An 11,489-nucleotide genomic window follows, 5' to 3' on the forward strand; every position below is an offset into this window, starting at 1 on the left:
CTGGCCGTGCTGCGCACCGAAGGGCTCGTCGTCACCCGACGGGAAGGCCAGGCCATTTTCTATCGCCTCGCCAATCCGGCGGTGAAAGCCGTGATCACCACTCTCGCCGGCATCTTCTGCCCCCCATCCGATGCCCCGGCCACATCACTGGAGACCAACCATGTTGAAAACCTTGTCACCCTCTGAAGCGGCGTCGCTGGTGGAAGCCGGCCATGCCTTGCTTGTTGATGTGCGCGAAGCCGACGAATTTGCGGCCCGCCACATCCCCGGCGCCCTGTCATTGCCGCTCAGCCTGCCCGATTCCGGTCCGTTGGCGTGCGGCATGGATAGCAGCCTGATCTTCACCTGTCAGACCGGGCGGCGCACCAACTCCAACGCCGGGCGATTGCTGGCCCGCGTGCCGGGCGGCAGTGCCTTTGTGCTGCACGGCGGCGTGGATGCCTGGGCCAAGGCCGGGCTCCCGCTCGCTGGCCGGCAGACGGCGCAGGCGCTGCCGATCATGCGCCAGGTGCAGATCGCAGCCGGCCTGCTGGTGCTGGCCGGCGTGCTGCTCAGTATCTTCGTGGCGCCGCCGTGGATCGCGCTGGCCGGTTTCGTCGGCGCCGGGCTCAGCTTTGCCGGCCTTACTGGCTGGTGCGGCATGGCCCAACTGCTCGGCATGATGCCGTGGAACCGGCAGCCGGCCTGAACCAATGACCGAAGCGCTGCTCGCCGCCCTTGGCGGGGCTATCATTGCGCTGCTGCTCGGCCTGTTCGGCGGCGGCGGTTCGGTGCTCGCCACGCCGTGGCTGCTCTATGCGGTGGGCATCGCCGATCCGCATGTGGCGATCGGCACCGGCGCGGCAGCCGTGGCGCTGAATGCCGGGGCAAATCTTGCCATGCAGGCGCGGGCCGGCACGGTGAAATGGCCCTGCGCGCTCAGTTTTGCCGGCGCTGGCCTGGCCGGCTCGCTGGCCGGCGCGGTGCTGGCCCAGCGGGTTGATGGCACGGCCCTGCTTGGCGGCTTTGCATTGGCCATGCTGGCCGTGGGCCTGGCCATGCTGCGGCCACCGCGCGATGAGGGCGATCCCGCCGTACGGCTCGATGCCGCGATGACGCTGAAACTGGTGCCGGCCGGATTGGTGGTCGGGCTGGCCGCCGGTTTCTTCGGCATTGGCGGCGGTTTCCTGATCGTGCCCGGCCTGATGGCGGCGACCGGGATGACGCTGGCCAACGCCGCCGCTTCATCGCTGGTATCGGTGCTGATCTTCGGTCTCGCCACCTCGGCGACGTATGCCGCAGCCGGGCGCGTGGATGTCCCTGCCCTGCTGGCGATGCTGGCCGGCGGACTGATCGGCGTGCTGGCAGCGCGGCGGCTGGCACCGAAACTGGCCGGCCATGCCCTGCTGGCGCGCCGGCTGTTTGCCGCGATGGTGATCGTTACCGCGCTCTATGTCGGCTGGCGGGCGCTGGGCTGAGGATGTTCAGGCCGGTGGCCTGGCCGTGAACCAGCCAAAGCCGGCAATCACGGCATAACACGCCGCCGGCAATGCCAGCCCCAGCGCGAGGCTGCCGCTGGCATCGACCAGCATGCCGGTGAGCAGCGGCACCACTGCGCCGCCGACAATCGCGACGTTGATGATCCCCGAACCATCAGCCGCGCGCGGGCCAAGGCCTTCGCAGGCCAGGCTGAAGATGGTGGGAAACATGATGGCGTTCATCAGCCCGATGGCAAGCAGGCTGTAGCCCGACACATCGCCGCTGGTCTGGGTGGAAACGGTGATCAGCGCGATGGCGCCCAGAGCGACAAACGCCAACAACCGACCCGGTGCCACGACACGCAGCAGGCCCGAACCGATGAAGCGGCCGATCATGGCGCCGCCCCAATAAAGCCCAATCAGCTTGCCGGCCTGCTGTTCCGCCAGGCCCATCACCTGCGCCTGGCCAAGATAGCTGACGATGAGCGAGCCAATCGAAACCTCGGCACCAACATAGAGGAAGATGCACAGCGCGCCGAAGCCAAAACGGCGCTGGCCCAGCAGATCGAGACCGGCAAGGCCGGCGCTGGCCTCGTGCTGTTCGGCCGGCAGGGCATTGCGGAACAGCCAGACGACGCCGGCCACCACTGCCAGCGCCACGGCAAGACCCAGATAGCCATTGACGATCGCCTGGCTGCCGGCCGTGCGATAGGCATCCAGCGCCGCGCCCGAAAGTTCGCCGGCCGATTGGCTGGCCAGCGCGCCCAGGATCAGGATCGCGCCGAAATAGGGGAAGATGGCGGTGCCCAGCGAGTTGAAAGCCTGCGCGAAGGTTAGCCGGCTGTGCGTGGTTTCCGGCTTTCCAAGCATGGAAATCAGGGGGTTGGCCACCACCTGCACGATGACCACACCGCTGGCCAGCACAAACAGCGCCGCCAGGAACAGGCCATAGGTAGCGGTGCTGCTGGCCGGAATGAACATCAGGCAGCCGATCATCATCAGCCCCAGCCCCGCCACCGCGCCGCGCATATAGCCGACGCGTTTGACCAGCTTTGCCGCCGGAATGCCGATCACGGCATAAGCCGCGAAGAAGCACACCTGCACCAGCATGGCCTGGGTGTAGCTGAGGGTGAACAATTCTTTCAGCTTGGGAATGATGACATCATTCAGGCTGGTGATGCCGCCAAAGATGAAGAACAGCGCCAGCACGAAAACCTGCAGGCGCGGTGCATCGACATGTGCGGCAGTGGAGCGGCCGGCGGTGGTATTGACGTCCATGGCAGGTTCCGATCCGATCAAGTGGCTTTCGGCGGGCAGGCCGGCACAGGCATCAACTGGCCGAGCCGGGCCGTGCGCAACGACATGGCAAAACCCGCCGGCGCCTGCAATCGCAGCGCGGTGCCGACATGGCCAAGATCAGCCCCGGCCTTGGCAAAGCACGCCAGCGGAATATCCAGCTTGCTGGGTTCACCCAGCGGCAGCGCCTTGAGCGCCGCGCTGATGTCCAATGTGGCACCACCAAGGCTGAGCAACACCGGGCCCTTTGCCGGCGTATCAATTCGCCAATCGATCTGGAGCGAAAAATTGGCTTCGCTGCGCTTGGTCAGCGCAACCGGTGGCCCGTCGATGGCAATGGCTCCAGGCGCGGCCCAGCGGAACTGGCGCGCATCTTCCTGTGCCGAAATATCAATGGCGCGCGCGGTCACGGCGCTATCGATGCCCAGTCGCCACGGCGCCAGTATCTTGCCGCGCAGCATGTAACTGTCTTCGCTGGCCACTGCGGCCAGATCCATTTTCGGGTCCTCACTGAGTGCGCCAACGGTTACGGCTGTGCGGTAATTCAGGCCATGGCCCACGGGCAACACTGGCGCCGTTACCGGAGAACGGGCGTCGGCCGGCCAGGCAAAGGGCAGGCGGCCGGAGAAATCGCGGGCCGGCGTGCCGTCGCGGCGTGCGACCAGCACATCAGCCACGCCCTGCCCCTGCGAGCCCGGCAACCAGGCCGCGACAAAGGCATCCGAGGCATTGAACAGCTGCGGCACGAACAGCGGCCGCCCCGACAGGAACACGGAAACCACCTTGGTGCCCTGCGCCTTCAACCGCGCAATCAGTTCGGCCTCGCCGGCCAACGCACGAAAGGCCAGATCGGGCACATCGCCCTGGAATTCGGCATAAGGCTGCTCACCGAACACCACGATGGCGACATCGGGCTTGCCTGGCGCTGCGCCGTCGCTGGCAATCACGGCTTCGCCGCCGGCCTCGCGCACGGCTGCTGCAATGGCGCGTCCGATGGTCTGGCCCTTGGGGAAATCTGCCGCGCTGGTGTCGGTGCCCTGCCAGGTCACGGTCCAGCCGCCGCTCTGCATCGCCATATTGTCTGCACCGGGGCCGGCGATCAGCACGCGGGCGCCGGGCCGCACCGGCAGCACACCATCATTGTTCTTCAACAGCACCAGCGATTTGGCCACGGCTTCGCGGGCGATTTCGAGATGGCTTGGCGCACCGATCCGCGACGGGTCGCCGCGTTCCATGGGCGCCGCATCCAGCAGACCCAGCTGCGCCTTGACGCGCAGGACGCGGCGCACCGCATCGTCAATCCGGTCGGCCTTGATGGTGCCGCGCCGAGCGTGGCGAACCGTGCTGTCAAACAGGCCCTTCCAGCTGTCGGGCGCCATCACCAGGTCCAGCCCGGCATTGATGGTCTGCGGGCAATCGGTGGGCGTGCAGCCGGGAATCTGGCCATGGCCGTTCCAATCGCCAACCACCAGGCCGGCAAAACCCATGCGCCCTTTCAGGACATCGGTGAGCAGATAGTGGTTGCCGTGCGCCTTGGTGCCATTCCAGCTGGAAAAACTGGCCATCACCGCCAAAACGCCGCTTTCCACCGCCGGCGCATAGCCCGCGGCATGCACGCCAACCAGTTCGGCTTCGCTGATGCGGGCATCGCCCTGATCCTTGCCGTCTTCGGTGCCGCCGTCGGCAACAAAATGCTTGGCGGTGGCGGCCACCTTGTTTGGCGGCAGCGGCGTGCCGGCTGTGAGCGGCCCCTGCAGGCCCAGCGTGAGCGATCGGGCATAGGCGGCGATCAACGACGGCTGCGATGAATAGCCTTCATAACTGCGGCCCCAGCGCAAATCCTGCGGCACGGCCAGGGTCGGCGCGAACGTCCAATCGATGCCGCTGCCCGACAGTTCAGCCGCGGTCACGGCGCCAATGCGTTGCAGCAATTCGGGGTCGTGCGCGGCGCCCAGCCCGATATTGTGCGGAAAGATGGTCGCCCCCGGCAGGTTGCTGTGGCCGTGCACGGCATCCACGCCAAACAGGATCGGGATGCCAGCGCCTGACCGGCGCGACACGGCGCGGAATTCGCCCACCAGCTTCACCCACGTCGCCGCATCGGCGCGCTCATTGCCATAGGGGCCGCCATTGCCCCCAGCGAGGATCGAACCCAACGGGTAGCGCTTGAGATCGGCCGGCTTGATTGCGGTGAGATCGGCTTGAATCAGCTGGCCGATCTTCTGGCGCAGGGTCATCCGCTGCATCAGGGTGGTGATGCGGGCTTCGGTTGCAGGATCGGTGAGCGCCGCCGGGCTGCGGGTGGCAGGCCACGCCTGCGGATCGGCCTGCCCGGCTTGTGGTGCTGCCACAGCCAGCACGATCAGGCTCATCAGCCAGCGCGCCTTGTTCATCGCCATCCCCTGCCCCCGGCTCCCGCTGCACCCTGTTGCCAGGCGCTGGCAGGATTGGTGCCATACGCACCCAGTTCCATATCCAAGCAACGCAGATTTGCATTGCCTTCACCAACGCCTCGCAACGTTGTGAACGTTCTCACCATTCCATGGATACGCAGTGAAATCAAGAGGCGCCTGTGCACCCGGCGTGTCATTCCCGGCGCGACAGGCTGGCCAGCATCAGGGCACTGATCAGGCACAGCAGCGCCAGCGCCACGAACAGCCCGGAAAAACCAAACCGCGGCACCAGGCCAATCGTAAGCCACGGCATGATCAGCGACGGGATGGTGTTGGTGAGATTGAACAACCCAAGGTCGCGTCCACGCCGTTCTGGCCGTGGTAGCACGCGCAGCGTCTGCGCACTGTGCAGCGCCAGAAACACCGCCGAAGCCAGCGAAAACACCGCAAACGCGGCGACTGCGGCTGCCAGCCCCTGCGCCAGTGCCATCGCCGCCAGCCCCACGCACGCGCCCAACGCCGCCAGCAACAGCGGCCGAAACGGCTGGCCATGCCGATCGGCCCAGCGGCCCGCTGCCAACGCCACCGGCGCCGATACCACAAGAGTGGCGGCAAACAGCCCGGCGACACGATTGTCGGTCATGCTGGCATCGACGGTCACGAACCAGAAATAAAGATAGGCAAACATTGTTGCCTCCGCGATCTGCAAGGCCAGCCGGGCCAACCACATCCGGCGCACGGTGGCCCCCGGATGAACCAGCGCGGCAGATCTGGCCTGCGGAGCCGGATCGGTTCGTGCCGGCAGCGGCAACAACAACAGCGGCAGCACCGCGCCTGCCACCAGCGCTGCAACCAGCGCCAGCCGGCCCTGCGGCGACATCAGATCAGGCCAGGTGACCAGCGCACCCGACAGCGCGCCCAGCCCCGGGGCAAAGGCAAGCAGACCGCCCAGCAGGCCCTTCTGGCTGTCGGGAACATGGTCTCCGGCCAGCGCCGCCAGTGGCGCCATCATCATGTTGAGCGCCAATTGCCAGGCGACAATCAACCCCAGCAGCCCGGCCCAGCTGCTGGCCTGCCCCATCGCCAGGAGCAACAGGCACGACAGCACCAGCCCGGTGGCAATCCACGGGCGCCGACGGCCCGTAAGATCACTGAGCCAGCCAAACAACAGATGGCCAGCGCTCGCCGCCAACGCTCCGCCGAAACTGAGCCACGCCAGCCAGTCGATGCCGATGCTGGTGCCGGCCAGCCCTTCAACCTTCACCGGCAGCAGGATGGTGAGGAACGGCACATAGGCGATCGCCGCACCCGCCCAGGCCAGCGCATAAAGCAGCAGGAAACGGCGCGGCGCCCCCGACTGCGCCGCTTCTGCTTCAGCCACGTGTGCGTCAGCCACGCCGGGCAACCGACGCCCGTTCAACCAGCCGGGATGTCACCACGGTCAGCGATTCGGGCAGCGGATCGCCCTTCAACGACGCGATGATCAGTTCAACTGCAGTGGATGCGGTGGCCGCAATCGATTGATCGATGGCCGTGAGCGGCGGCTGGGCGAATTGCACAACCGGCGTATTATCAAAACTGATGATCGACAGATCGCCCGGCACGGCCAAGCCCAGTTCCCGCGCAACGTCCATCGTGGCGATCGCCATTTGATCATTGCTGGCGATGATGGCCGTGGGCCGCTGTGGCGGATCGAGCAGGCGCAGCGCCGCCGCCCGGCCCGACGCATAAGAAAAATCACCGGCATCCAGCAGCCCGTCGGTGCCTAGCCCGGCTTCTGTCATCGCGGCGCGCCAGCCATCCACGCGCCAGCCGCTCAATTCATACTCGTTCGAACCGGCGATGAAACCGATCCGGGTATGACCATGGTCAATCAGATGGCGGGTGGCCGTGCGGGCCGAACCTTCATCGTCCATCGAAACTGGGATGCCAGCCTGCCGCTGCTGCGAACCGATGCGCACGAACGGCATATCCTGTTCGGCCAGGAAGGCGACGATCTGGGGGTTGTCGCTGTGCGGCGGCGTGAGAATCAGGCCATCGGGCTGCAGCGCGGCAATGGCGCCGCCCAGTTCGCGTTCGACATGGTCGCTGTGGGTATCGACCAGTTCAAAGATCATGCGATAGCCATGTTCAGCGCATTTCAGCATGCCGCCAAGCAGCATCTGATCGACCCAATCGGTGCCCTGCCGCGCCTGCCAATCAGCGATGGTGCGATCCCGATCGTTGATGGCGAGGATGAGATAGGAGCGCGAGCCGCTCATGCGCTGGGCGGCGATGGACGGCACATAACCCAGCGTGTCGATGGCGGCCTGCACGCGGCTTTTGGTTTCGGAACGCACGTTGGGTTCGTTGTTGATGACGCGGCTGACCGTTTGCAGCGACACGCCGGCAGCGGCCGCCACGTGCCGGATCGTCACTGCCTGCCGGCGCCGTGCCATCGCTATCTGCCCCCCGCTTTGCCCGTCTGCACAGCAGCTTGCACCCTAGCGGCGACTGCCGGTCTTTGCCAGACATGAACCCAATCAATGGCAAACTCACGCGGGAAGCCACCAGGATCAACGCTGCACAGGCCGCGCACTTCGATGCGGCCATATTGCCACGATGCCCTGCCCCGCGTGGCCAGCCGCGCCGAGCTGAACTCGCGGGTTACGTCGCTTGGGGTGGCCCCAGCCGCCAACGCCAGTGCGATCAGCGCCGCATTCATGCGGCGCGATGCGCCTGCGCTGCCGCATCAGCCGCACCGCAATAGCGCGCCACATAGGCATGATGTTCCGGCAGGCTGGCGACGGTCTTTGCCACACCATCACGCAAGCCGCCCAGGAAAGCGTTGAGCTCCTCCGGCCGCAGCTTGGCAGCGACCGGGTGGTACGACTGCGGCATGATCCCCTGCCCCATCATCACCTGCGCCCAGCTGTTTTCCACAAACAGCTCCTCGTTCTTGCGGAACACGCGGCCGGTTTCGCGGAACAGATCGATCTTGTGGGCCAGGCTTTCGGGGATCTCCATGGTCGCCACTTGGCGCCAGAACGGGCTGTCGCGGCGCTGGGTCACCTTGTAGTGCAGGATGAGGAAATCGCGGATCTGTTCCATGTCGGTGAACATCTGATCGTTGTATTCAGCGATGTCATGCTCGCTCACCTTGCCCGCTGGCAGCATCCGGCAGATGCGCAACACGGCGCGCTGGATCAGGTGGATTGAGGTGGATTCCAGCGGTTCCATGAACCCGCCCGACAGGCCGACCGCCACACAGTTGCGGTGCCATTGCTTGCGCCGCACGCCGGTCGTGAAGCTGATGACATTGGGCTTCACCAGCTTTTCGCCCTCGATGGTGTCGAACAGCCGTTCCTGCGCGGCATCCTTGCTCAAGTAGCGGCTGCAATAAACGATGCCATTGCCCTGGCGGTGTTGCAGCGGGATGCGCCACTGCCAGCCGGCATCATGGGCGATGGCGCGGGTGTAGGGCACCGCCGGGCGCACGCTGCTGGTCTGGATGGCGATGGCAGAATCGCAGGGCAGCCAATTGCTCCAATCGTCATAGCCGGCGTGCAGCGCGCCTTCGATCAGCAGCGCGCGGAAACCCGTGCAATCGATGAACAGATCGCCTTCGATGCGGCGATCACCGTCAAGGCAGAGCGCTGCGATGTCGCCGGTTTCACCGTTCAGTTCGACGTTGCTGATGCGGCCTTCAACCCGTTTGGCACCGCCGGCTTCGGCGCGCTGGCGCAGAAAGGCGGCATAGAGCGCGCTGTCGAGTTGATAGGCATAGTTCAACCGATCATCGGGCAGATGCGCGAACTTGGATTGCATCGCGGCCTGCAGTTCCAGCGCATAATCGTCGTAAGGCTGGTCATGGCCCTGGGTCTGCCCGTGCAGCCAGAAATGCTGAAAACCGGCCGACCAGTGATCTTTGCCGGTGCTGCCAAAGCTGTGGAAATAACGCTCCCCCACGTCCTTCCAGTTTTCGAACATGATGCCCAGCTTGAAGGTCGCCTGCGTCGCCCGCATGAATTCGGCTTCGTTGATGCCGAGCAGGCGATTGAACAGCACGATCGGCGGGATGGTGCTTTCGCCCACGCCAATGGTGCCGATCGCATCGGATTCCACCAGCGTCAGATCGATCACCGGTCCCAACGTATGGACCAGCGCGGCAGCAGTCATCCAGCCACCCGTGCCACCACCGGCAACCACAACGCGAAGCGGCTTGGCATTCATCGCGACAATCCTCTCAATAAACGGGCCTTGATCTGGCCGGCGGTGGCGGCGGTGAGCGGCGCCAATATCCCGCGGACGCCGTCAGGCAGATGGGCGGTGACCGTATCATCGGCCGCAAACACATGATGATCAAACAGCGCCTGCCACTGCGCACGCTGCTGCGGCGGCAGGTCGCGCACCGCCAGTATGGCATGCAGCAGCGCGTCTTCCGGATTGCCCAGCCAGCGCGGCACCTCGCGCCACCAGAAATTGATCAGCACGTTGAAGGCCGCCAACCCTTCGACATGGTGCCACCACAGCGATGGCACGAAAATCGCATCGCCCGGTTCCAGTTCGGCCACCTGCGCTTGGGCCATCGCTTCGGCGGCACGCGGATAGCGGGCGAAATCCGGCGCGCGCACGTCAACCATGCTCACCGGACGTCCGGCCGGCGTGTTCTCCAGCGGGCCAGGATAGAGATTGGCGAACTGACCGGGCGGGAACAGGGTGAAGCGGCGACGCCCCACCGCGCACACGGCCATATTGTCGGGAATGTCGTTGTGGGCAGCGATGCAGGTGCGGTTGCCAATCCAGATGCTGGCAATCGGCTGGCGTTCGCCCAAGGGCAGCGCATGGGTTTCAGCGAGACCGGTAAAATAATCGCCCATGTCGATGGAGGACAGGTAGACGGTGGGCGCGGCCGCATCCACTTCGGCGGCGGCCATCGCGGCCAGCCATTGCGGCAACGGCCCCATTTCCATGCGGAAATTCATCGCCATCGCCGCATCATAGAACAGGCGGTCTTCGGCCCCGACGCTGGCCGGAAAAGCGCGATTGCGGGCATGCGCCGCCAGCCAATCCCGCGCCGCACCGGCTCCGCTGCGGCCAGCCACGACGAGCGGCCAATCCGCCGCCAGCCCGCGCACCACGAACGGCGCAGTGGCGCCGGCCAGGCGCTGCGCCAGCGCATCCGGCGCCACTATTTCCTCGGCGACGCGCGGCAGCCGATCAAGAAGTGCGGCTTCAGCCATGATCCCGCCGGTTCTTGGCGGCCACCAGCCGCGCCAGATTGCCCAGCGACGCCAGCGCCATATAGGTCGGCAGCAGATGGCCTTCGGCGTGGAGTTCGGCCAGCGCGCCCGGTTCCAGCGCCGCCAGTTTATCCTCGTTCACCAGATGATAGCCCACCAACCGGTGCATGGCGCCGCTGTCCAGCGTCACATCCATCGAGAAGGGTTCGATCAGATCATAGCGGGTGAGCGCAGCAAAATAGTCGCCACTGGCCCGATAGCCGGCGTCGAGCGCGCCCAGCATGTCGGCAATCTGTTCCACGTAAGGTGTCGGCTGGCCGCCCGGCTCGAACAGCCTGATGCCCTCGCCGCCAGTGGAAATGCGCGGGTGGTCCATATCGATATGCACCTGGCCCAGCCCTTCACCATCCCGCCCGGCACCATCCCGGCTGCGGCCCACCAGGAACGGTTGCACGGCCAGCGCCAGCGGGCGGTTGGTGGCGTCCCACTGATCGCCTTCAAGAAAGAGATTTTCGCCCGGTTCAAAGCCCATCAGCACCAGTGCCGAAAAGGCCCCGGTGGCTTCATCCTGCCGGAACAGGATGGGATAATCGGTGGCCAGGCGGCGGAATTCGGCCGGCACGGTGATGCAGGCCATCACCGCATCGCCCAGCGCCGCGCCGGGCTGCGTGTGGACGCGCAGATCGGCATGGGTTTCATGGGTGAGGATCTGGTGGTTGGGCATGGACATCCTCAGGCAGCCTGGGCCGCGATGGCGGCAAGATAGGTGCGGTTTTCGGGCAGACCGGCCGCCATGCGGCGAGCCCGGTCCTGCACTTCGGCCAGCCGGGTGCTGGCAGCAACAATGGCGGCGGCGGGCGGCGGCGACTGGAGCAGAGACTGGGGCAGACCATGACCCATGCCATAGAGGACATAAGCCTGACTGGCCGCCGGGAACATTTCGTCGTGCAGCGGAAAATCGCGCGCCGAAGGCGGATGCGCGCGCCACAGGATCAGATCATCGGCAAGGCGCTGGGGAATATTCGCCGGATCACGCTGCGCCAGCCAATAAGGCTCGCTGCGGCGGCTGAGCACATAGTGCAGCTTGAGGAAATTGACGATCCGATCCCAACGAGTGCGGA

At 65.7% G+C, this 11,489-nt stretch carries 11 protein-coding genes; 3 read left to right on the forward strand and 8 right to left on the reverse strand.

The genetic code is table 11. The features are described from left to right. From RMO81_RS07845 to RMO81_RS07855, 3 genes are all read left to right on the forward strand, one after another. Positions 1-186, forward strand: a 186-nt coding sequence (locus RMO81_RS07845) for an ArsR/SmtB family transcription factor (RefSeq protein ID WP_409049596.1), incomplete at its 5' end; no start/stop codon positions are given. Continuing rightward, positions 161-688: a rhodanese family protein gene (locus RMO81_RS07850; RefSeq protein WP_310475271.1), complete on the forward strand. Its 528-nt coding sequence runs from the start codon at positions 161-163 to the stop codon at positions 686-688. The genes RMO81_RS07845 and RMO81_RS07850, both read left to right, overlap by 26 nt. A 4-nt stretch (positions 689-692) precedes the next feature. Beyond that, positions 693-1,457: a sulfite exporter TauE/SafE family protein gene (locus tag RMO81_RS07855; protein ID WP_310475272.1), complete on the forward strand. Its 765-nt coding sequence runs from the start codon at positions 693-695 to the stop codon at positions 1,455-1,457. A gap of 6 nt (positions 1,458-1,463) precedes the next feature. On the opposite strand, the gene RMO81_RS07860 is transcribed toward RMO81_RS07855, so the two are convergent. The 8 genes from RMO81_RS07860 to RMO81_RS07895 form a co-directional block, all read right to left on the reverse strand. After that, on the reverse strand, positions 1,464-2,735 hold the full coding sequence (locus tag RMO81_RS07860; protein ID WP_310475273.1) for a sugar MFS transporter: 1,272 nt from the start codon (positions 2,733-2,735) through the stop codon (positions 1,464-1,466). 17 nt (positions 2,736-2,752) lie between these two features. Continuing rightward, positions 2,753-5,152, reverse strand: a complete 2,400-nt coding sequence (locus RMO81_RS07865; protein WP_310475274.1) for a glycoside hydrolase family 3 N-terminal domain-containing protein — start codon at positions 5,150-5,152, stop codon at positions 2,753-2,755. A 187-nt stretch (positions 5,153-5,339) separates the two neighbouring features. Further along, positions 5,340-6,527 (reverse strand): MFS transporter, encoded by a 1,188-nt coding sequence (locus RMO81_RS07870; protein WP_310475275.1) that lies wholly within the window; start codon positions 6,525-6,527, stop codon positions 5,340-5,342. 7 nt (positions 6,528-6,534) lie between these two features. Next, positions 6,535-7,584, reverse strand: a complete 1,050-nt coding sequence (locus RMO81_RS07875) for a LacI family DNA-binding transcriptional regulator (RefSeq protein WP_310475276.1) — start codon at positions 7,582-7,584, stop codon at positions 6,535-6,537. A gap of 262 nt (positions 7,585-7,846) precedes the next feature. Next, the gene (locus RMO81_RS07880; protein WP_310475277.1) at positions 7,847-9,358 is read right to left on the reverse strand and encodes a tryptophan 7-halogenase; all 1,512 of its coding nucleotides are present in this window, start codon (positions 9,356-9,358) and stop codon (positions 7,847-7,849) included. Further along, on the reverse strand, positions 9,355-10,368 hold the full coding sequence (locus RMO81_RS07885; RefSeq protein WP_310475278.1) for a cupin-like domain-containing protein: 1,014 nt from the start codon (positions 10,366-10,368) through the stop codon (positions 9,355-9,357). The genes RMO81_RS07880 and RMO81_RS07885 overlap by 4 nt, the downstream gene beginning before the upstream one ends. Then, positions 10,361-11,092: a SapC family protein gene (locus RMO81_RS07890; RefSeq protein WP_310475279.1), complete on the reverse strand. Its 732-nt coding sequence runs from the start codon at positions 11,090-11,092 to the stop codon at positions 10,361-10,363. The genes RMO81_RS07885 and RMO81_RS07890 overlap by 8 nt, the downstream gene beginning before the upstream one ends. An 8-nt stretch (positions 11,093-11,100) precedes the next feature. Further along, the coding region (locus RMO81_RS07895) for a tryptophan 7-halogenase (protein WP_310475280.1) at positions 11,101-11,489 on the reverse strand (389 nt) is incomplete at its 5' end.

It is taken from the genome of Sandarakinorhabdus sp. (assembly GCF_031422795.1).
Taxonomy (GTDB): Bacteria; Pseudomonadota; Alphaproteobacteria; order Sphingomonadales; family Sphingomonadaceae; genus Sandarakinorhabdus.